We start from the raw sequence: 19845 nt of genomic DNA, 5'->3' as shown, positions 1-19845 counted from the left end.
TGCGGCGATCTGAGCGACCGCAGACGGCCCTTAGCAAAGGACGTCTTGATGACGGATCAGTTCCTGACCACCCTCCTGCCTCAACTCGCCTCGGGCGCGGCGCACACCCACGCCCTGGGGTTCCGGTATGAAGGGCTCGACGGCGACCGGGTTCGCCTGCGGGTTCCCTATCGCGACGATCTGGTCGGCGATCCCGAAACCGGCGTCCTGGCGGGCGGACTGGTCACCACCCTGCTGGATCATGTCGGCGGGCTGGCGGTCTGGGTCGGACTGAAGACCTATCAGCCGATCGCCACCCTGGACCTGCGCGTCGACTATATGCGCGCCGCCATTCCCGGCCGGGATCTGATCGCCGAGGCGCGCTGCTATCGCCTGACGCGCAGCATCGGCTTCGTCCGCGCCTGGGCCTTCGAGGACGACCCCGCCGATCCGGTCGCCGCCGCCCAGTCCGCCTATGTCATCAGCGCCGAGGGCGATCACCGCGCCGGCGCCAATCTGCGCGCCAGAACCTCAGCCGGAGCTTCCGCATGACCGCCCTGCTGGACAATCTGCCCTATGCCCGCTTCCTCGGTCTCCAGACCCAGTTGAACGGCGACGATCTGACCGTCGTCATGCCTTTTGCCGACAGGTTGATCGGCAACCCGATGCTGCCGGCCCTGCACGGCGGCTCCACCGCGGCCCTGCTGGAGATGACCGCCGTCGCGCAAGTGTCCCTGACCTATCCGCGCCTGCGCCTGCCCCGCCCGATCAATGTCACGGTGGCCTATCTTCGCTCGGGCAAGCCGGTCGACGTCTTCGCCCAGGCCCGAATCAACAAGGCCGGACGGCGCGTCGCCCACGTCGTGGCCGAAGCCTGGCAGGAAGAACGGCGCCAACCGATCGCGACCCTGACCGCCCACTTCCTGCTGGATGGCGCCATGGATGGCATGGAAACAATCTAAGGTTGGCGACCACAACCAGGGCATGAACGTAACCCTTGGTAAATAAATCTCTACCAAACACCCTTAATACGCGTTAAGAAACGAAGGTATTTCTTAACCGAGGGGTTAGAGTCATGGACCGCACCGAAGTGATCGCTGGCGTCGCTGGCGAACTGTACGCCACCGAAAAGGCCGTGGATGATGCGATCGCCCACGCCACCGCTCTTGTGCAGTCGATGATCGGGGCCCGCGCCGCCCTTTCGATCTCGGCTGTTTCCGGCGCCGCGTCGCAGGCCAAGGCCATCGAAGCCATCGCCGCCCTCAGCACCGCCCGCGACGCCGTGGTGGCCTGCCACGCCGAACTGGAAAAAGATCACCGTCGCCTCGGCTACGGCGTCTACGCCGCCGGCCCGCTGAACAAGCCCGATGAGTGGGACAACCGCCCGATGACCCGTCAGGACCGTCACCTGCGCGTCGCGTGAATTCCACGTAATATGGGGGAACGGCTCTCCGGTTCCCCATAATCTTGATGTATGTTGGCCCTCATTGTCACGATGACGATGGGGGCTTTCATTGCTGGAAACCATTGCTGGCTATGTCGGCGCAGGCTTCATGGTCCTTGTCGGCCTCTTCGCCTTTCTCAAGGGCGGTGAGCCCGAAAAGATCGGCGCCGGCGCCTATCTGTTCGCCTGGTTCGCCTCCTTGATGGCCCAGACCTCGGGCAGCTATTTCGGCGTGCAATGGGGCGTCTTCGCCATCGACGTCGTGGTTCTGATCATCTTCAGCGCCATGGTCTGGAAGGCGCCGCGCTCCTGGCCCGTATGGGCTTGCGCCCTGCAGCTTCTGGCGGTGACCAGCCACATCATGGTGATGTTCAATCTGAGCCCGCCGATCTCGGCCTTCTACACCGTCGTCAACATGACCGGTTACGGCATCATGCTGTCCATCGCCATCGGCACCTTCTGGGCCTGGCAGGAACGCCGCGCCATCGGCCAGGACGCGGAATAGGTGGATATTCCTATCGCCTGGCGATAGCTTCGGGGCCATGCCCCTGTCCCACGCCAAGCTCTGGAAGGCCCTCGACGCCCTGGCGCGTCGTGAAGGCGCCTCGCCGTCGGGCCTGGCGCGCCGGGCAGGCCTGGACGCCACCAGCTTCAATCCCTCCAAGCGCTTCGGTCCGGGTGAACCGCCCCGTCCGCGCTGGCCCTCGACCGAGAGCCTGACCCGCGTGCTGGAGGCCACGGGTATATCACTCGGTGCCTTCGCGGCCCTGGCCGACGACGCCCCGCCGCAGGACCACGCCATTCCCCTGCTGGGCCTGGCCAGGGCGGGCGACGACGGCTTCTTCGACGACGCGGGCCTGCCCCTGGCTGAGGGCTGGGACCAGACCGACCTGCCGACGCGCAAGGACAGCCTGATCAGCCTGACCATCGACGGGGATTCCATGGCCCCCCTCTATCGCCCCGGCGACCGCGTCATCGTGGATCTGGAGGCGTCCGACGTCCGACGCGGCGACCGGGTGGCGGTGCGCACCACCGGCGGCGAAACCCTGGCCAAGGAGATCGCCGCCATGAACGTCGCCGAGGTGAATCTGGTCTCGATCAACCCCGCCTATCCGCCCCGCGCCCTGCCCCGCCGCGACATCCTGTGGATGGCCCGTATTCTCTGGGTCAGTCAGTAGCCCAAGGCCGGCGGCGCACGAAGCCGCGCTCAAGCAGGCCGACTGGCCGATAGCGCCCAAAGAAAAGGAGCCGCCCCTTTCGAGACGGCCCCTTGAATCAGGCTTTCAGGCCCTTAGTTCGGCGCGACGTAGTGGGCGTTCACCCAGCCGCCGCCGGCGATCTGGACCCACTCGCCCTGCGAACCCACGGCCGTGAAGGGCTGGCCGGCCGACAGAGTGCCTGCCTGACGATAGTTCGTGCCCGGACCCGTGCGGATGCGCAGGTTCGAGGTGGCGCGGTAGGAGTTGGCCGCCGCCTGGTTGGCCGAACGCGCGCGCTGCTGGTTGCAGCCGATGTAGGAACCGGCGGCGGCGCCGGCGCCCGCGCCGACCACGGCGCCGAGGGCGCGCTCGTTCTTGGACACCTGGCTGCCGGCCAGGCCGCCCAGCACGGCGCCGATGGCGGCGCCGGCGCGCTGACGGCCGCCCGGCGCGTCACAGTTGGTGACGCCGTTGGCTTGCGGCATGGCGCTGGCGGTCATCGGCACGGCGGCCGAACCCAGAGCGGCGAACATTGCGGTGGCGGCCAGACCCGCCTTGAAGAATTTCGACATGTCTCTCTCCTGTCATCGAGTGTCGTGGGGAGGAGAATGCGCCAGCGAAGCTGAAGGCTCCCCCGGCCTCGCCGTTATTTTCGGTTCATGTTTGTTAGGGCCTACCGCGCTTCGCGCTACTTGAGGCCCCTAGGCGTTGGCCTACCGCCCTTCGCGCTGCTTGAGGCCGATACGCCCAAAGAAAAAGCCGCCGAGGTTTCCCGCGGCGGCTCCATTCTCGATCAGGCGGCCAGTTCGCCGTTCGCCCCGGCCTCGATCAGGGCGATGGTCTGCGACAGACCATAGATGGCCGCGAACGACCCGAAGCGCGGCCCCTGGGATGCGCCCAGCAGCACCTCGTAGAGCGCCTGGAACCAGGCCCGCAGCGGCTCGAACTCGTGCGCCTTGCCCACCGCATAGACCTCGCCCTGGATGATCTCGCCGTCGGTCGTGTCGGTCGGCAGGGCCTTCAGACGTCCGGCCAGGTCCAGCAGAGCCGCCTTCTCCTTGTCGTCGGGCAGACGATAGGTCTTCGAGGGCTTCACGAAGTCCTCGTAGTAGTTCAGCGCATAGCCCATCAGCCGATCCAGCACGGGCTCGTTCTCAGGCGTGGCGTCCGGCAGGTATTTGGCGAAATAGGCCCACAGCTGATCCTTGCTGGAGGCGTTGGCCACCCCCACCAGGTTCAGCAGCAGGGCGAAGGACACCGGCGAGGCGCTCTCGGGCGGCTGGCCCGAGTGAATGTGCCAGACGGCGTTGTCGATCTGCTTGGCCGGTTCCTGCGTCTTGAACTGCTCGATGAAGGACAGATAGTCGTCCGTCGCGCGCGGAATGACGTTGAAGTGCAGGCTTTTGGCCGACTTCGGCGATTGGAACATGTACCAGCTCAGGCTCTCGGGCGTGCCGTAGCGCAGCCACTCCTCCATCGTCAGGCCGTTGCCCTTGGACTTGGAGATCTTCTTGCCTTCGACGTCGAGGAAGAGCTCGTAGTTGAAGCCTTCCGGCGGCGTGCCGCCCAGAGCGCGACAGATCTTGCCGCTCTCGCGCACGCTCTCGATCAGGTCCTTGCCCGACATCTCGTAGTCGACGTCCAGCGCCGTCCAGCGCATGGCCCAGTCGGGCTTCCACTGCAGCTTCACATGGCCGCCGGTGACGGGCACCTCGGTACGGCCGCCGGCAGGATCGTCGAAGACGATGGTGCCGCGCTCGACGTTACGCTCCAGCGTCGGCACCTGCAGCACATGGCCCGTGATCGGGCTGACCGGCAAGAAGGGCGAATAGGTGGCGCGGCGCTCTTCGCCCAGGGTCGGCAGCATGATGCCCATGACCTTGTCGAAGCGTTCCAGCAGGGTCAGCAGGGTCGCGTCGAACCGACCCGACCGATAGGTCTCGGTCGAGGACATGAACTCATAGTCAAAGCCAAAGCTGTCGAGGAAGGCGCGCAGACGGGCGTTGTTGTGCGCGCCGAAGCTGTCGTGCGTGCCGAACGGGTCGCGCACCCTGGTCAGCGGCAGGTGCAGGTCCTCGCGCAGCATCTCCGGGTTTGGCACCCCCTCGGGCACCTTGCGCAGGCCGTCCATGTCGTCCGAGAAGGCGATCAGGCGCGTGCGCCAGTGGTCGCCGGTCAGGGCGCGGAAGGCGTTGCGCACCATGGTCGTGCGCGCCACCTCGCCGAACGTGCCCATGTGCGGCAGGCCGGACGGGCCGTAACCCGTCTCCAGGATCACCGGCCGGTTCAGCGCCTCGAAGGTCGCCAGAGCCTCGTCCGTCTTGCCCGCGTCGATCAGCAGCTTGGCCGCATCGCGCTCCGCGTCCGACAGCCGTTTCTTGAGCACGTGGGCCAGCAGATTGCGCGCTTGCTCAAACGGCCACGAACGGGCCTCACGGGACAGGGTTTCAAGGTTCTGAAGCATGAAGGGGCTTTGAAGCCTTGAACGCGCGCGGTCAACCGCGGCGGGCGGATCAGAGCCGCGCTTCGGCGTTCCGCGGCAGTTGCATCTGGTTCTCGAAGCTCATGGCCAGGTCGCCGTCCTGATTGGTGACCCAGGTCTTGGTGCGGACCACGCCCCGGTCGGGCTGGCTCTTCGACGGGCGGATGTCCATGATCTCGCGCCGGACCGTCAGGGTGTCGCCGGGCCGCACCGGCCGCACCCACCACAGGGCGTCGACGTTCATGCCCAGCAGCGGCGTCTGGCCGAAATAGGCCTCGTCCACGAACTGGCGCATGACGCGGGAACAGACATGCCAGCCGCTGGCGATCAGACCGCCGAACCGCCCCGCCTCGGCCGCCGCCTTGTCCACGTGCATGGGCTGGGGGTCGAACTGGGTCGCGAAGGCGACGATCTCGTCCTCCGTCATGGTGAAGGGCTCGCCCGTCCAGCTCTCGCCGACGCTCAGGTCGTCCAGATAGCGATCGGTCATGTCGTCTTCCTTCATGCGAACTGCGGATCAGATAGTCGCTTCGCACAGACAGGCCAACCGCCGTGCGCCTTGACCCGGCGGCGCGGGCATGGCCTTTGCCCGTCTTCATGCTGACCTCCGATTTCGACTTCGACCTGCCCGATGACTGCATCGCGCTGCGCCCCGCCGAGCCGCGCGATTCCGCGCGCCTGCTGGTGGTCAGGGACGGCGCCCTGGACGACCGCATCATCCGCGACCTGCCGGACTTCCTGCAGCCCGGCGACGCCCTGGTGTTCAACGATACGCGGGTCATTCCCGCCCGCCTGTCAGGCGTGCGCCAGCGGGTCGGCCCCGAGGGCGAGACCCTGACCGTCGAGGTCGAAGCCACCTTGCATCACCGTGACGCCCCCGACGTCTGGTCCGCCTTCATGAAGCCGGGCAAGCGGCTGAAGGTCGGCGACCGGGTGCGCTTCGGGCGACAGGCTGACGGCGCCTGCGAACTGGGCCGCCTCGACGCTGTCATCGAGGCCAAGAACGACGACGGCCTGATCACCCTGCGGTTCGACCTGGCCGGCCCGGCGCTGGACGACGCCATCCGCGACGTCGGGGTCATGCCCCTGCCCCCCTATATCGCGGCCAAGCGGCCCGAGGACGACCGCGACCTGAAGGACTACCAGACGGTCTTCGCCACCTATGACGGCTCGGTCGCCGCGCCCACGGCGGGCCTGCACTTCACCCCGGCTCTGCTGGACGCGATCCGCGCGCGCGGGGTCAGCACGCACGCCGTGACCCTGCACGTCGGCGCCGGCACCTTCCTGCCGGTCAAGGCCGACGACACCGCCGACCACAGGATGCACAGCGAGTGGGGCGAAGTCTCGGAACAGACCGCCGCCGCCCTGAACGCCGTCCGCGCCGCCGGCGGCCGCATCGTCTGCGTCGGCACCACCTCGCTTCGCCTGCTGGAAAGCGCCACGACCGAGGATGGCGTGGTCCAGCCCTTCCACGGCGACACCGCCATCTTCATCACGCCCGGCTACCGCTTCCGCGCCTGCGACGTGCTGATGACCAACTTCCACCTGCCGAAATCAACCCTCTTCATGCTGGTCAGCGCCTTCGCCGGGCTGGACACCATGCGCGCCGCCTACGCCCACGCCATCGACAGCGGCTACCGCTTCTATTCTTATGGCGACGGAAGCCTGCTGTTCAGGAAGGACGCATGACCGACGATCTGCCCGAAGATCTATCCGCCGCTCTGGACATCCTCGCCTCGGCGGCGAGCGAGATGCAGGATCCGTGGTGGATCTTCGGCGGCGCCGCCATGACCTTGTGGGGCCTTCGCGACTGGCGCGCGCCCGACATAGACATCATGGCCAGCCCCAGGGACGCTCGTCGCCTGATCGAGGCCCTGCATGGCCAGGTGGTCGAGGATCCGGGCGAGGGCCTGTTCCGCTCCCAGGTCTTCGGCCAGATCCTGACGACGCCCGTGCCCCTGGACGTCATGGCCAACATGGACGTGCGCGCCGGCGGCGACTGGGTCCCGGTCACCTTCTCGACCCGCGTGCCGATCGCGCTGGAGGACTTCACCGTCTTCACGCCCTCGATCAACGAGCAGATCGAAACCTGCCGCCTGTTCGGCCGCCCCAAGGACCTGCAGCGCGCCGAAATGCTGGAAAGCCTGCTCTAGCCTGCCTCTCCCCGGAGTTTTTGTTGCCCTTCCCGTTTGAAATTTCCGCTGTCGAAGGCCGCGCCCGCACCGGCGTTCTGAAGACCCCGCGCGGCGACATCCGCACCCCGGCCTTCATGCCCGTCGGCACCGCCGCCACGGTCAAGGCGATGACGGTGGATCAGGTCAGGCAGACCGGCGCGGACATCATCCTGGGCAACACCTATCACCTGATGCTGCGTCCCGGACCGGAGCGGATGGAGCGCCTGGGCGGCCTCCACAACTTCATGCGCTGGGACAAGCCGATCCTGACGGACTCCGGCGGCTTCCAGGTCATGAGCCTGTCCGGCATCTCCAAGCTGACCGAGGAGGCCGTGACCTTCTCCAGCCACATCGACGGGTCGAAACACGTCCTGACGCCGGAACGCTCGATCCAGATCCAGGCCGACCGCCTGGGCTCCGACATCGTCATGCAGCTGGACGAATGCGTCGCCTGGCCCGCCGAGGAAAAGCGCGCCCGTCAGGGCATGGAGCTGTCGGCCCGCTGGGCGCTGCGCTCGAAAAACGCCTTCGGCACGCGCGACACCCAGGCCCTGTTCGGCATCCAGCAGGGCTCGACCTATGAGAACCTGCGCCGTGAATCCTCGGAACGCCTGCAGGAGATCGGCTTCGACGGCTACGCCATCGGCGGCCTGGCCGTCGGCGAGGGCCACGAGGCCATGTGCGAGGTTCTGGACTTCGCCCCCGAGTTCCTGCCGAAAGACCGCCCCCGCTACCTGATGGGCGTCGGCAAGCCGATCGATCTGGTCGAGGCGGTTTATCGCGGCGTCGACATGTTCGATTGCGTCCTGCCGACCCGCGCCGGGCGCCACGGCCAGGCCTGGACCTGGGACGGGCCGATCAACATCAAGAACGCCCGCTTCGCCGAGGATCAGGACCCGCTGGACATGGGCGTGCCCTGCCCCGCCTCCAACGACTATTCAAAGGCCTACCTGCACCACCTGATCCGCGCCGACGAGATTCTCGGCAAGGTGCTGCTCAGCTGGCACAACATCGCCTTCTTCCAGGCCCTGACGGCGGCCATGCGCGAGGCCATCAGCGAAGGCCGGTTCGAGCAGTTCCGGCGCGACTTCCGCGCCCGGCACCTGAAGGCCTAGTTGCGGGCCTGATTACGGGTCTGGCGGGGGACGAACCCCGCCGGGGCCGCCGGCGGGGCGCAGTTGCGCTGCATCCCCACGCCCTTCAGGAAGGACCGGCGGCGCAGCCCCGCCTGAATGGCCGACTGCACGTGCTTGCTGTGGGCGTCCGCCCCGCTCAGACGGCGCACCCAGCTGCGCGCCGGGATGAAGTCCGTGACCGCGCCCCGCACCGCGTCCAGCGTGGCGCCCGCCGCCGCATCCGCCGCCCGCTCGCTCACATAGGAGCCGTCCTGCGACGGCGGCGCATCCGTGTCCGGTCCCAGGGCCTCGTCCAGCCGCGCGATCTCGGCGGCGATGGTCTGACAGTGATTCAGATTGCGCAGATCATAGGGATTGCTCTCGGCCTGCAGCAGGACGGTGGGGATCATCTGACGGCGCAGGTTCAGGTCGTCCAAAGGCGCCGTCACCGCGTCGCCCAACCCGGCCCCCACCTGCTCCGCGCCCCCACGCGCCGAGGCGCCGGCGTTACAGCCAGCCAGGATCAGGGACGCGGCGACGACGGAAAGAGCAAGAAAGCGCATGCCCCCTTAGATCATGAGGCCCCCGCCCAAGCCAAGCCGTAGGCTTGCACGTCGCGCCCTGGCGGATCAGCGGACGACTGCACCGGCGCGGCGTCAAACCCGCCACGTCACCTTGCTGGACCACAAGCTGACGGGCCTCGAAGACAGCCTGCGCGACAAGCATCCGCAAGACCCGAGACTCTCGGCGCCGATATCTAAACTGGGGAGAAGGGAGATGGTACGCCCCCTCGGGCTCGAACCGAGGACCCTCTGATTAAAAGTCAGATGCTCTAACCAACTGAGCTAGGGGCGCACACTCTTTGAAATCAACCACTTGGATTGGTTTCCCGCCGACAGGCGCAGCGCCTGTTTGCGGAGGCGGTTTCTGGTTCATTCGCGGATGGAGGTCAAGGGCCGCAGCGCGGGTAGATGCGCATTTTGTGAGGAAATCGTACGGACCCTGGTTATCCCCGTCGCCTGAAACAGGCTGGCGTCGCCCGGCCGTTCCGCCTTAGCTTCGCGCCATGGGACCTCTGGCCGGACTGCGCATTATCGAAATCGACGGCCTGGGGCCGGTCACCTTCGCCGGCATGGTGCTGGCCGACATGGGGGCGGAGGTGGTGCGTCTGACGCGCGGCGGAAACGCCCCCGCCGCCGTGTTCGACGATGTCGGCGGCGAAGTCCTGCACCGCGGGCGCACGGCTGTTCCGGTCGACCTGAAATCACCCGAGGACCGCGACAAGGTCCTGGCCCTGATCGAAAGCGCCGACGCCCTGATCGAGGGCTTCCGCCCTGGCGTCATGGAGCGCCTGGGCCTCGGCCCCGAGGTCTGCGCCGCGCGCAATCCGCGCCTGGTCTATGGCCGCGTCACCGGTTGGGGCCAGACCGGACCGATGGCGGATCAGGTCGGCCATGACATCAACTACATCGCCCTGTCCGGCGCGCTCCATCCGATGGGCGCGGCCGACCGCCCCCCTTCCCCGCCCCTGAACCTGGTCGGCGACTACGGCGGCGGGGCCATGATGTTGGTCAGCGGCGTTCTGGCGGCCCTGCTGGAGGCCAAGACCACCGGACGCGGGCGCGTCGTGGACGCCGCCATGACCGACGGCTCCGCCCTGCTGACCAGCCTGTTTCACGCCCTGCGCGCGCGCGGCCTTTGGAGCGACCGGCGCGGCGCCAACCTGCTGGACGGCGGCGCGCCCTTCTATCGCTGCTACGCCTGTCGTGACGGCGGCTTCGTCGCCGTGGGGGCGCTGGAACCGCGCTTCTACGCCGCCCTCATCCAGGGTCTGGGCCTGACGCCGGATGAGGCGCCGCAGTTTGATCGCGAGAACTGGCCCGCCTTGCAGGCCCGCTTCGCCGCCCTGTTCGCCGCGCGCGACCGTGACGACTGGGCCGCCCGTTTCGCCGGAACCGAGGCCTGCGTCACCCCGGTCCTGACCCTGGGCGAAGCGGCGGATCACCCGCACAACCGGGCGCGAGGGACCTTTGTCGAGGCCGGAATCATCCAACCCGCGCCTGCCCCCCGCTTTGCCGTCGCGACCGCTTCGGTCAGCGCCGAACGCCCCGTCCGCCCCCTGGATCAGGCCCTGGACGGCTGGAGCGAGCCCACATCGCCGCGCGTGACGTAAAAGGTTCAGTTGCGGTTCATTTTCCTTCGGTCAACAAGGGGACAGGAACCCAGCGCCCCACACGGCGTTTGCCACCCCAACAGGGGGAAGAAACTCAGATGAACCAGTTGATTGTAAAACGTTTGCTGCTGGCGGCCGGCCTCGGCGCCGCCGCCCTCCTCGCTTCCTGCGACCAACCGCATCAGGAGAGCGACTACGAGGCGGTCGAAATCCAGACCGAAGAGCCGGTTGCGCCGGCGGCCGAAGACTCGGCCGCCCCCGCCGTGGCCGAAGCGCCCATCCCCACCGACGCCCCGCCGCCGGTGGACGCCCTCCCGCCGGAAAACCGCACCTCGGAACAGACGGTCCAGCCTGAAAGCGATACGCTGTTCTACTGATTCCGCCGAGATCACGGCCTCGCGCCGCTCGCCACGCTCTGAACAAGGCTCCAGTTTGACGTCGAGGCCTCATCTTCCTCTCGCCGCCCCCCTGCTTGGCGGACTGGCGCTGTGGATCGCTTGCGGCCCTGTCCTCGCGGATGTGCCCAAGGCCCAGATTCGCGGCGAGGTGGACGCCGAACTGCGTCGTCAGCTGGAGCAGGCCGTCGGTCGCGCCGACGCCGCCCCGGCCAACCGCTTTGAAGCCCGGCGGCGCGCGCGCGGCGCCATGGAGGCGGCCGAGGCCCTGTTGCGTTCCGAGGGCTATTATCAACCGACCCTCCAGGACGATGTCGAGGGCGAGGACGCGCCGGTCGCCGTGGTGACGATCACCCCGGGCCGGCGCTTCGCCCTGGGCGACACCCGGATCAACTGGAGCGCGCCCGCCCCCGACGCCGTAACGGAAGAGGTCGTGCGCAAGGATCTGGCCCTGCGGCCCGGCGAGCCCGGTCGCGCCGCCGACATCCTGGCGGCTGAAGGCCGCGTCGTGGCGGGACTGACCCGCGAGGGCTATGCCGACGCCAAGGCCGAGCCTCGTCGCGTGGTGGTGGATCACGCCGACTTCACGGTCCAGCCCACCTTCAATATCGCCTCGGGCGCACTGGTGCGTCTTGACGGCCTGCAGGTCCGGACGCGCGGCCCGACCAATCCCGCCTGGGTCGCGGGCCTGGCGCCTTGGACGGCCGGGGACCGCTATGATCCCGAGGACGTCGCCGAACTGGAACGCCGTCTGCTGGACACGGGCGTCTACGACGGCGTCAACGTCTCGCTGGCGCCCCAGGATCAGACCACGCCCGAGGGCTTGCGCCCCGTCGTCGTCGGCCTCTCTGATCGGCCGCGCCGCCTGCTGGAAGCTGGCGCCACCTATTCCACGGCCGAAGGAGCGGGCGTCGATGTCTTCCAGACCCGCTTCAACCGGTTCGGTCGCGCTGACACCCTGAAATACGGAGCCCGGATCGCCAGCATCGACAGCCGCATCGGCGCCGAATGGTCCCTGCCGCACTTCCGTCGTCCTGGCCGGACGCTGAAACTGTCGTCCTACGTCGTCAATGAACAGACCGACGCCTATGATCGCAGCGCCATCACGCTGAACGCCGACCTGTCCCAGCGCATCGGGAAGACCTCCTTCTTCACCTACGGCCTGGGCGTCGATGCGGGTCAGTACACCGAGAACCGCTTCGATCCCGTGACCCAGGCGCCGATCACCTTCGACCGGGACCTGGCCATCGTCACCGGTCGCGCCATCGCCTTCATGGACCGTTCGAACGATCCTCTGGATCCCACGCGCGGCTTCCGTCTCTACGTCTCCGCCCAACCGACCGCGGTGGCCGGCGAGGACACGGTCCTGTTCCTCAAGACCGAGGGCCAGGCCACCGCCTATCTGCCCCTGCAGGACGGCGCCAAAACCGTTCTGGCCGGTCGCGCGCGCATCGGCTCCATCATCGGCGGCGAGGAACTGACCGTGCCTTCGGACCGCCTCTTCTATTCCGGCGGCGGCGGCTCGGTGCGCGGCTACTCCTATCAGAGCATCAACCCGCGCCTGCCCGACAACACCCCGCGCGGCGGCCTGTCGCTGTTCGAGACCTCGCTGGAAGTCCGTCGGGACATCGGCGCCAAGTTCCAGGCCGTCGCCTTCGTCGACGCCGGCGCCATCGGCTTCCAGGAAACGCCCAACCTCACCAACATGCGCTACGGCGCGGGCGTCGGCGTTCGCTACAAGCTGCCGTTCGGGCCGGTGCGCGCCGACATCGCCGTCCCGCTGAACAAGCGCGAGGGTGATTCCAACTTCCAGCTCTACATCAGCATCGGCCAGGCGTTTTGACCGACACTCCCCCGCCTCACGAATCCGAAGCGGACGCCGCCGCCGAGACCCCGGCCAGGGCGGAAAAGCGCAAGCGCACGCGCCTGCAACTGATCGCCTTCGTCAGCGGCGTCGTGGTCGCCGTCCTGCTGGCCCTGACCATCGTCCTCGCGATCGGCGGACGGATGTATCTGGTCTCGGATTCCGGACGCGAGCTGATCACCAGCTTCGTCGCGGGCAAGAAGATCAGCCGCTATGGCCGCATCAACGTCGAGGGTCTCAAGGGCGACCTGTTCGACGACTTCTCCTTGGAGCGCGTCACGGTCACGGACCAGAACGGCGTCTGGCTGGAGGCGACCAATGTCCGCGTAGACTGGTCCTACTGGCCCCTGCTGATGCGCCGCTTCCACGCCAGCGAAATCAGCGCCGACCAGATCCGCCTCATCCGTCGTCCCCTGCTGGAGCCTCGCACCGAGCCAGGCGGCCCCCAGGCCATCACCGTCGACATCGACAGGTTCCGCGCCAACGTCGAACTGATGGAGGACTTCTCCAAGGAATATGGTCGCTGGACCCTGAGCGGCGACGCCGAGATCCCCCGCAAGGGCGACAAGGTGGTCAACGTCGACGCCTTCAGCCTGAACCGCAAGGGCGACCATCTTCTGCTCAAGGCCGTCATCGGCAAAAAGCCCGAAGACCTGCGCGTCAACCTGCGCGCCAGCGAGGCCCAGGGCGGCCCCATCGCCGGAGCCCTGGGCTACTCCCCGGACAGGCCCTTCTCGGCCGTCGCCGTGGTCAACGGCGAGATCGTCAACGTCGAGGTCAAGACCGGCGACTTCATCCCCCTGTCGGTCAAGGGCCGCTACGGCGAGGACGGGGCGCGCATCGGCGGCGCCGCCGACTTCTCGGGCTCGGACCTGCTGACCCCCTTCGTCGAGCGCATCGGGCGCACCGCCCGCTTCGGTTTCGCCACCACGCCGGACAGGACCCGCGAGGGCTTCCAGGGCGTCGCCTGGACCCTCAGCGCCGACAACATCCAGTCCCAAGCGCGCGGCCTGATCCGCCTCAAGGACCGCACCGCGCCTGACGGCGTCAACCTGACAATCACCACGCCGTCGCTGACCCGCCTGGTCGGTTTCACCCTGGCCGAAGCGACCACCTACACCGGCGTCTTCAAGGGCGACGCCAGGACCTGGACCCTGCAGGGTTCGGCCAGTCTCCAGAACGCCGACCTGGCCAGCTACCGCGCCGCCCGCATCTCGGGCCCGCTCGACATCGCCGTGAACAAGGGTCAGTTCGACATCACCACCGACGCCCGCGCGGTCGGCGGCTCGACCGCCGGCGTCATCGGCGCGCTTCTGGGCGCGACACCGCGGGTTCAACTGCAGGGCTCGCGCACCACCGACGGCGCCTATGTGCTGAAGAAGATCGACGGTCGCGGCCAGGCCCTGACCCTGACCGGCTCGGGCGGACGCAGCATCACCGGCGGCCTCAGCTTCCGCGGCGAGGCCGACATCACCGACATCTCGCGCATCCGTCCCGGCGCGCGCGGCTCGTTCAAGGGCCCGATCCAGGCGGGCAAGGCGCGCGGAAACACGCCGTGGACGCTCAGCTTCGACGGGCGCGGCTCGGGCATGGCCATCGGCATGGAGGAACTGGATCGCCTTCTGGGCCAGACCCCGCGTCTCAAGGCCGTCGGATCGTGGAACCACGGCGTCCTGTCCATCGACAGCAGCGAACTGACCGGCGCCGCCGGCCGCATGGGCGCCAAGGGACTGATCGAGGGCGGCAAGATGCGTCTGGCCCTGGACTGGGACGCACGCGGACCGTTCGGCGTCGGCCCCGTGGCCATCGACGGCGCCATGACCGGCGACGGCGCCCTGACCGGCACCCTGGCCCAGCCTCGCGCCGACCTGCGCGCCGCCTTCGACAAGGTGGCGGCCGGCGGCCTGGTCCTGACCAACGCCGACCTGATCCTCAGCTTCCGCAAGGGGACGGACTCTTCGGACGGCCGGGTCGTCGTCAACGCGGGCTCCAACTATGGCCCGGCGCGCGCCTCGGGGAACTTCTTCCTCGGCGGCAAGCAGATCCGCCTGACCGAAGTGGACCTCAACGCCGGCGGCGTCACGGCCCAGGGCGCCGTCGCCCTGTCCAACAACTATCCTTCCAGCGCCGACCTGACCTTCACCGCGCGTCAGGGCGCCTTCCTCGCATCCGGCGAGGCCAATGGCCGGGTCCGCCTGACCGACGGCGGCGGCGATCAGAGCGCCGTTCTGGACGTCACCGGCCGCAACGTCCGCCTCGCCGGTTCGACCTGGGTCGTTCGCAACCTGTCGCTCAAGGGCCAGGGCACGCTGGAGCGCCTGCCCTTCACCCTGTCCGCCGATGTCGGCGGCGCCACCCCGATCCAGTTCAACGGCACGGGCGAATATTCGCGTCAGGGGCCCGCCCAGTCCGTCACCCTGCGCGGCGGCGGCCGCGTGCGCGAGGTCGCCTTCACCACCCGCGCGCCCGCCATCATCGCCCTGAACGGCGACGGTCGCGTGGTCCGTGTCGATCTCGGCGTCGGCGGCGGCGTCCTCTCCGGCGAACTGCGTCAGGACAAGCAGGGCAGCGCCATCCAGGCCGACCTGACCAATGTCGAAATGGGCTCCCTGGCGCCCGACCTGCGCGGCCAGATCACCGGCCGCGTTTCGTTGCAAGGCTCGGGCGACACCCTGAACGGCTCGGCCAACGTCGATCTGAAACAGCTGCGCAGCATCGACGCGCCGCGCGGCCTGGCCGTGGACGGCGCCCTGAGCGCCGATCTGACCGACAATGTCCTGCGCATCCGGGCCCAGGCCAATGACGGCACGGCGGTTCAGGCCTCGGCCGACGTCAGCCTGCCGGTCGAGGCCTCGGCCGCGCCGCTGCGACTGGCTGTCGCCCGCACGCGCGACATGTCGGGCCAGATCGCCATCAATGGCCAGATCCAGCCTATCTGGGACCTGTTCCTGGGCGGCGCCCAATCCTTGTCCGGTCAGGTCGCGGCGCGCGCCACCCTGGCCGGCACGCTGAACGAGCCGCGACTGAACGGTCGGATGGATCTGACCCAGGGTGCCTTCCGCGACAGCGTCACGGGTCTGCGGCTTGAAAGCGTGACCCTGGCCAGCCGCTTCGACGACAGCCAGGCCGTCATCGAACGCTTCGAGGCGGCCGACGGCGCCAAGGGCACGGTGACCGGCAACGGCAATCTGGGCCTGCGCCAGGGCTCGGGCTCCACCCTGCGGCTGGAGCTGACCCGGTTCCGCGTCATCGACAATGACATCGCGGAAGCCCGCGCCAACGGCGTGATCACGGCTGTGCGGGGCGCTGACGGCAATATCCAGCTGAGCGGCGACCTGGACATCGACGATGCGAACATCTCTCCCAACCTGCCGGGCTCCAACGGCGTGGTGAAAATGGATGTGGTCGAGGTCAACCGCCCCGGCGGCGATCCGGTCGAGACCGAGACCCGCGCGCGCGGCCCCCAGATCGGTCTGAACCTCAACCTGACCGGGCGCGAGATCCACGTGCGCGGACGCGGTCTGAATGTCGAGCTGACGGCCAACGCCCGCGTGCGCGGCACCATCGCCCAGCCTCTGCTGACCGGAACCGCCAACGTCGTGCGCGGCGATTACGAGTTCGCGGGCAAGCGCTTCGTCTTCGACGACAGCGGCTCGGTGACCCTGTCGACCGATCCGGCGCGGATCCGTCTGAACCTGGCGGCTGTTCGCGAAGACCCGGCCCTGACGGCCGCCATCAAGGTCACCGGCACCGCGGCCCAGCCCAAGATCGAACTGACCTCGACCCCCTCCCTGCCCCAGGACGAAATCCTGTCTCAGGTCCTGTTCGGCCGTTCCGCCTCGCAACTGTCAGGCTTTGAAGCGGCCCAGCTGGCCTCGGCCGTGGCCTCTCTCGCCGGCGGCGGCGGCTTCGACGTGATCGGCAACCTGCGCGAACTGGCGGGTCTGGACCGCCTGTCCTTCGGCGGCGAGGCCTCCAGCCTGACGGTCGCCGGCGGCCGCTACATCACCGACGACGTCTATCTGGAGATCATCGGCGGCGGCGAAGGCGGGGCGGCGGTCAACGTCGAATGGCAGGTCCGCCGCAATCTGGCGGTCAGCTCCAAGTTCGGCGGCGAAGGCGACGCCAGCCTGTCCGTTCGCTGGCGCCGCGAAAGCGACCGTCCCGGCGGCGACCGCCCCGGCCAGCGGCGGAATCGCAGCCGCTAAGCCAATGCCGATCCTCCCCTGCAAAGCGGGGGAGGATTGAGCCTAAAGCTCGGTATTCAACCTATAGAAGGTCCAGAATGCTCTCGACCGGCCGTCCGATGCGGGCGCCCTTGTCGCTCTGGACGATGGGTCGCTCGACCAGGACCGGCTCGGCGATCATGGCCGCGCGGATGACGTCGTCCGAGGCCCCGCTCGCCAGCAGTTCGCCCGTCCTGGCCTCACGCTTGCGCAGCATCCCCGCCAGACCGACGCCCGTCTCCCTGGCCAGCCGGTCCAGCGTCGCCGCATCCCAGCCGGTCTTCAGATATTCGACCACCACCGGCTGAACGCCCTTTTCCTGCAGCAACTCCAGCGCCTTGCGCGAGGTCGAGCATTTCGGATTGTGGAAGATGGTGACGGTCATCAGTAGGTCCGTTTCAGTTTTTCCAGGGCGGTCGCGCCTCGATAGGACGCGATCACGGGCAGCGAAAGAATAGCGAAGAGCGCCCAACTAAACATCGCCCAGCCGTCCATTGCGCCTTTCGGAAAGAACCCGAACGCCAGCACACCGATCGTCGTCACGATGGAGTAGGCGCCAAACAGCAGCATGGCGATGGGAATACTGCGTGTCATCTGCCGCCATTGCACCACAGCGACCGTGGCCATCAGCACGACCACCGCGAGGCTGAGCATCGCCATCATGGGTCGCATCGCATCGAATATCGCCATTTGGAACTCGAGTTCCTTGGCCGGTATTTGCATCTGCGCGAACTGCTGCGACATCAAGTCCCGCATGTAGCCGGGATCAGCCATGGTTCGAATACTCGAGATCGCAGACGCCAGCGTCTCGATCCCCAAGGCCACCGCTCCCACCCGCGCCGCCCTCCGCGCCTCGGCCATGCCGCGCGGCGGCGTGAAGGGATTGGCCGCACGCAGCCACAATTTCACATTCTGGTTCATCATCGCCCCCCGGCTGTCAGACCCTACCTCTTAGAGGCAAGCGGCGCCGTGGCAAGTCGCCCCCGCCCCGCCGCACCGCGCAGGCCGCCGACGTGCAGAACCGCGCAGGCCAGCATGGCCGCCGCCGCGATCATCCCGCCCCAGGCCGGCACGCCCGCCACGCCCATCGGCGCCCCGACCAGCAGGCTGACGCCGGTGGAGCTCAGCTCATACAGGGCCCAGGCCAGGCCGAAGACCGGCAGGATGCGATTGGGCCGACGCCATTGCGCCCAACCCAGTCCCGCGGCGATCAGGGCGAAGACGATCGCGAAACCCGTCGTCGCGCCCCGGAACTCGGCGTAGCTGGCGTCCGAGGCGTACCAGACCAGCCCCGCCTGCAGCAGACCCGCCGCCGCCCACAGCCAGAACGCCGTCGCGCTGAGGCGAGCCATCGCCTCCGCCCTCGCCCCCGAATCGACAGGTCCGAACGGGTTGGGGAAGCTGAAACGACGGTTCATGCGCGACTCCTCGACTGCGGCGGCAAACCTATCCCGCGCGCCCCCGTTTTCCCAAGCCGGTAAGCGAGAAACCGCCCCGCCTTCACCTTTGTCCTGCCCCCGTCTAGTGTCGTCGTTATGCGGATCGAACCTCAAGATCAGGCCGTGCTCGATCACGTCGCGGCCCAAGGCGACGCCATTGTCCAGCGCGCCGTCGACTGGTCCAACATCAACTCAGGCAGCCGCCACGCCGAAGGCCTGGCGCGGGTACTCGACGTTCTGGACGCCACGGCGCGCGCCGCTTTCGAAACGGCGACGGTCGAGCGCGTACCGACCCAAGGCTCCACCACCGTCGCCGACAGCGGCGCGGTGATCGCCGAGAGCTACGCCGACTGCCTGAAAATCACTGCCCGCCCCGAAGCCCCGCTTCAGGTCGTCCTGACCGGCCACTACGACACCGTCTTCCCCGCCGACAGCGCCTTCCAGACCGTCGTCACCCGCGACGACGGGGCCCTGAACGGCCCCGGAATCGCCGACATGAAGGGCGGGATCAGCGTCATGCTGGCCGCGCTCGAAGCCTTCGAAACCCACCCGGACAAGGGCCGCGTCGGCTGGACCGTGCTGCTCAGCCCCGACGAAGAGATCGGCTCGCCCGCCTCGGCCCCCCTGCTGGCGGAACTGGGCGCGCGCGGCCATGTCGGCCTGACCTATGAACCGGCCCTGTCCGACGGGACCCTGGCCGGCGAACGCAAGGGCAGCGGCAACTTCCACCTGATCGTCACCGGCAAGGCCGCCCACGCGGGCCGCGCCTTCCACGAGGGCGCCAACGCCGTCGCCGGCGCCGCCATCATCGCCGCCCGCCTGCACGGCCTGAACGGCCAGCGCGAGGGCGTCACCGTCAACGTGGCCAAAATCGCCGGCGGCGGGCCGCTGAACGTCGTCGCCGACAACGCCGTGATCCGCTTCAACGTCCGCGTGCCTGACGCCCAGAGCGCCGCCTGGATCGACCAGACCGTGCGCGCCCTCGCCGCCGAGCCCCCCTTCCCCGGCCTGACCCTGGACCTGCACGGCGGCATGACCCGCGCGCCCAAGCCGATGGACGCCAGCCAGACCGCCCTCTTCCACGCCGTGCGTGACGCGGGCGACCTGCTAGGCCAGACTATCGCCTGGAAACCCTCGGGCGGCGTCTGCGAGGGCAACAACCTGCACGCCGCGGGCCTGCCCAATGTCGACACCCTGGGCGTCGTGGGCGGCGAGATCCACTCGGATCAAGAGTTCGCCTGGCCCGCCAGCTTCGTCGAACGGGCGCAGCTGTCCGCGCTCATCCTGTGCAAGATCGCCTCGGGCGAGATCGACGCCCTCAAACTGAAACAGCTCCGACTGGAGACCATGTAACC

The 19845-nt window shown here is 68.2% G+C and carries 20 protein-coding genes and 1 tRNA gene; 13 read left to right on the top strand and 8 right to left on the bottom strand.

Annotated features, from left to right (window positions below; genetic code table 11):
- Positions 1-48: 48 nt before the first annotated feature.
- The 5 genes from ACZ5XO_RS05170 to ACZ5XO_RS05150 all read left to right on the top strand — a co-directional run bounded on the left by ACZ5XO_RS05170 (position 49) and on the right by ACZ5XO_RS05150 (position 2601).
- Positions 49-531 (top strand): PaaI family thioesterase, encoded by a 483-nt coding sequence (locus tag ACZ5XO_RS05170; protein WP_464164238.1) that lies wholly within the window; start codon positions 49-51, stop codon positions 529-531.
- Complete coding sequence (locus tag ACZ5XO_RS05165; RefSeq protein WP_464164237.1) at positions 528-941, top strand: PaaI family thioesterase; 414 nt, start codon at positions 528-530, stop codon at positions 939-941. The genes ACZ5XO_RS05170 and ACZ5XO_RS05165 overlap by 4 nt, the downstream gene beginning before the upstream one ends.
- A 113-nt stretch (positions 942-1054) precedes the next feature.
- Positions 1055-1402, top strand: a complete 348-nt coding sequence (locus ACZ5XO_RS05160; RefSeq protein ID WP_464164236.1) for a hypothetical protein — start codon at positions 1055-1057, stop codon at positions 1400-1402.
- 91 nt (positions 1403-1493) lie between these two features.
- Positions 1494-1928 carry a hypothetical protein gene (locus ACZ5XO_RS05155; protein ID WP_464164235.1) on the top strand — a complete coding sequence of 145 codons (435 nt, stop codon included), beginning with the start codon at positions 1494-1496 and terminating at the stop codon, positions 1926-1928.
- A 37-nt stretch (positions 1929-1965) separates the two neighbouring features.
- A complete protein-coding gene (locus ACZ5XO_RS05150) occupies positions 1966-2601 on the top strand; it encodes a S24 family peptidase (protein WP_464164234.1) in 636 nt (211 codons plus the stop codon).
- A 113-nt stretch (positions 2602-2714) separates the two neighbouring features.
- Here the strand turns inward: ACZ5XO_RS05150 and ACZ5XO_RS05145 are convergent, their stop codons facing one another.
- The 3 genes from ACZ5XO_RS05145 to ACZ5XO_RS05135 form a co-directional block, all read right to left on the bottom strand.
- Entirely contained in the window at positions 2715-3194 is a 480-nt protein-coding gene (locus ACZ5XO_RS05145) for an SH3 domain-containing protein (RefSeq protein WP_464164233.1), read from the bottom strand.
- 221 nt (positions 3195-3415) lie between these two features.
- Positions 3416-5086 carry a lysine--tRNA ligase gene (locus tag ACZ5XO_RS05140; protein ID WP_464164232.1) on the bottom strand — a complete coding sequence of 557 codons (1671 nt, stop codon included), beginning with the start codon at positions 5084-5086 and terminating at the stop codon, positions 3416-3418.
- A gap of 49 nt (positions 5087-5135) precedes the next feature.
- Positions 5136-5594 carry a MaoC family dehydratase gene (locus ACZ5XO_RS05135; protein ID WP_464164231.1) on the bottom strand — a complete coding sequence of 153 codons (459 nt, stop codon included), beginning with the start codon at positions 5592-5594 and terminating at the stop codon, positions 5136-5138.
- 107 nt (positions 5595-5701) lie between these two features.
- Between ACZ5XO_RS05135 and queA the strand changes: the two genes are divergently transcribed.
- From queA to tgt, 3 genes are read left to right on the top strand one after another with little or no spacing between them, the layout of a single operon-like run.
- Entirely contained in the window at positions 5702-6793 is a 1092-nt protein-coding gene (queA, locus tag ACZ5XO_RS05130; protein WP_464164230.1) for a tRNA preQ1(34) S-adenosylmethionine ribosyltransferase-isomerase QueA, read from the top strand.
- Positions 6790-7257 (top strand): hypothetical protein, encoded by a 468-nt coding sequence (locus ACZ5XO_RS05125; protein WP_464164229.1) that lies wholly within the window; start codon positions 6790-6792, stop codon positions 7255-7257. Before queA ends, ACZ5XO_RS05125 begins: the two co-directional genes overlap by 4 nt.
- A gap of 20 nt (positions 7258-7277) precedes the next feature.
- On the top strand, positions 7278-8393 hold the full coding sequence (tgt, locus tag ACZ5XO_RS05120; protein WP_464164228.1) for a tRNA guanosine(34) transglycosylase Tgt: 1116 nt from the start codon (positions 7278-7280) through the stop codon (positions 8391-8393).
- Here tgt and ACZ5XO_RS05115 read toward each other — a convergent pair.
- A complete protein-coding gene (locus ACZ5XO_RS05115; RefSeq protein ID WP_464164227.1) occupies positions 8390-8956 on the bottom strand; it encodes a hypothetical protein in 567 nt (188 codons plus the stop codon). The two genes, tgt and ACZ5XO_RS05115, sit on opposite strands and share 4 nt — an antisense overlap.
- Positions 8957-9171: 215 nt before the next feature.
- Positions 9172-9248 (bottom strand) — tRNA-Lys (locus tag ACZ5XO_RS05110).
- Positions 9249-9459: 211 nt separating this feature from the next.
- On the opposite strand from ACZ5XO_RS05110, the gene ACZ5XO_RS05105 reads away from it, so the two are divergent.
- The 4 genes from ACZ5XO_RS05105 (at position 9460) to ACZ5XO_RS05090 (ending at position 17033) form a co-directional block, all read left to right on the top strand.
- A complete protein-coding gene (locus ACZ5XO_RS05105) occupies positions 9460-10566 on the top strand; it encodes a CaiB/BaiF CoA transferase family protein (RefSeq protein ID WP_464164226.1) in 1107 nt (368 codons plus the stop codon).
- 98 nt (positions 10567-10664) lie between these two features.
- Entirely contained in the window at positions 10665-10943 is a 279-nt protein-coding gene (locus ACZ5XO_RS05100) for a hypothetical protein (RefSeq protein ID WP_464164225.1), read from the top strand.
- Between the two features lie 91 nt (positions 10944-11034).
- Positions 11035-12804 carry an autotransporter assembly complex protein TamA gene (locus tag ACZ5XO_RS05095; protein ID WP_464164861.1) on the top strand — a complete coding sequence of 590 codons (1770 nt, stop codon included), beginning with the start codon at positions 11035-11037 and terminating at the stop codon, positions 12802-12804.
- Positions 12801-17033 carry a translocation/assembly module TamB domain-containing protein gene (locus ACZ5XO_RS05090; RefSeq protein ID WP_464164224.1) on the top strand — a complete coding sequence of 1411 codons (4233 nt, stop codon included), beginning with the start codon at positions 12801-12803 and terminating at the stop codon, positions 17031-17033. Before ACZ5XO_RS05095 ends, ACZ5XO_RS05090 begins: the two co-directional genes overlap by 4 nt.
- A gap of 61 nt (positions 17034-17094) precedes the next feature.
- Here the strand turns inward: ACZ5XO_RS05090 and arsC are convergent, their stop codons facing one another.
- From arsC to ACZ5XO_RS05075, 3 genes are read right to left on the bottom strand one after another with little or no spacing between them, the layout of a single operon-like run.
- Positions 17095-17436: an arsenate reductase (glutaredoxin) gene (arsC, locus tag ACZ5XO_RS05085; RefSeq protein WP_464164223.1), complete on the bottom strand. Its 342-nt coding sequence runs from the start codon at positions 17434-17436 to the stop codon at positions 17095-17097.
- On the bottom strand, positions 17436-17972 hold the full coding sequence (locus tag ACZ5XO_RS05080) for a hypothetical protein (RefSeq protein ID WP_464164222.1): 537 nt from the start codon (positions 17970-17972) through the stop codon (positions 17436-17438). Before ACZ5XO_RS05080 ends, arsC begins: the two co-directional genes overlap by 1 nt.
- A gap of 23 nt (positions 17973-17995) precedes the next feature.
- Positions 17996-18469: a hypothetical protein gene (locus ACZ5XO_RS05075; RefSeq protein WP_464164221.1), complete on the bottom strand. Its 474-nt coding sequence runs from the start codon at positions 18467-18469 to the stop codon at positions 17996-17998.
- A gap of 117 nt (positions 18470-18586) precedes the next feature.
- Between ACZ5XO_RS05075 and ACZ5XO_RS05070 the strand changes: the two genes are divergently transcribed.
- Positions 18587-19843 (top strand): hydrolase, encoded by a 1257-nt coding sequence (locus tag ACZ5XO_RS05070; protein WP_464164220.1) that lies wholly within the window; start codon positions 18587-18589, stop codon positions 19841-19843.
- The last annotated feature ends 2 nt before the right edge of the window (positions 19844-19845 follow it).

The sequence above is a fragment of the Brevundimonas sp. T2-11 genome, from assembly GCF_055397675.1.
Note: the sequence above shows the minus strand (reverse complement) of the source record. Positions and strands in the feature narration are given on the sequence as shown.

Excerpts from the sequence above, each read along its gene's own strand:
- ACZ5XO_RS05140 (WP_464164232.1), bottom strand. The coding sequence starts at position 5,086 with ATGCTTCAGAACCTTGAAACCCTGTCCCGTGAGGCCCGTTCGTGGCCG.
- ACZ5XO_RS05075 (WP_464164221.1), bottom strand. The coding sequence starts at position 18,469 with ATGAACCGTCGTTTCAGCTTCCCCAACCCGTTCGGACCTGTCGATTCG.
- ACZ5XO_RS05145 (WP_464164233.1), bottom strand. The coding sequence starts at position 3,194 with ATGTCGAAATTCTTCAAGGCGGGTCTGGCCGCCACCGCAATGTTCGCC.
- ACZ5XO_RS05150 (WP_464164234.1), top strand. The coding sequence starts at position 1,966 with ATGCCCCTGTCCCACGCCAAGCTCTGGAAGGCCCTCGACGCCCTGGCG.
- ACZ5XO_RS05100 (WP_464164225.1), top strand. The coding sequence starts at position 10,665 with ATGAACCAGTTGATTGTAAAACGTTTGCTGCTGGCGGCCGGCCTCGGC.
- ACZ5XO_RS05080 (WP_464164222.1), bottom strand. The coding sequence starts at position 17,972 with ATGAACCAGAATGTGAAATTGTGGCTGCGTGCGGCCAATCCCTTCACG.
- ACZ5XO_RS05160 (WP_464164236.1), top strand. The coding sequence starts at position 1,055 with ATGGACCGCACCGAAGTGATCGCTGGCGTCGCTGGCGAACTGTACGCC.
- ACZ5XO_RS05170 (WP_464164238.1), top strand. The coding sequence starts at position 49 with ATGACGGATCAGTTCCTGACCACCCTCCTGCCTCAACTCGCCTCGGGC.
- ACZ5XO_RS05070 (WP_464164220.1), top strand. The coding sequence starts at position 18,587 with ATGCGGATCGAACCTCAAGATCAGGCCGTGCTCGATCACGTCGCGGCC.
- arsC (WP_464164223.1), bottom strand. The coding sequence starts at position 17,436 with ATGACCGTCACCATCTTCCACAATCCGAAATGCTCGACCTCGCGCAAG.
- queA (WP_464164230.1), top strand. The coding sequence starts at position 5,702 with ATGCTGACCTCCGATTTCGACTTCGACCTGCCCGATGACTGCATCGCG.
- ACZ5XO_RS05165 (WP_464164237.1), top strand. The coding sequence starts at position 528 with ATGACCGCCCTGCTGGACAATCTGCCCTATGCCCGCTTCCTCGGTCTC.
- ACZ5XO_RS05115 (WP_464164227.1), bottom strand. The coding sequence starts at position 8,956 with ATGCGCTTTCTTGCTCTTTCCGTCGTCGCCGCGTCCCTGATCCTGGCT.
- ACZ5XO_RS05135 (WP_464164231.1), bottom strand. The coding sequence starts at position 5,594 with ATGACCGATCGCTATCTGGACGACCTGAGCGTCGGCGAGAGCTGGACG.
- ACZ5XO_RS05125 (WP_464164229.1), top strand. The coding sequence starts at position 6,790 with ATGACCGACGATCTGCCCGAAGATCTATCCGCCGCTCTGGACATCCTC.
- ACZ5XO_RS05105 (WP_464164226.1), top strand. The coding sequence starts at position 9,460 with ATGGGACCTCTGGCCGGACTGCGCATTATCGAAATCGACGGCCTGGGG.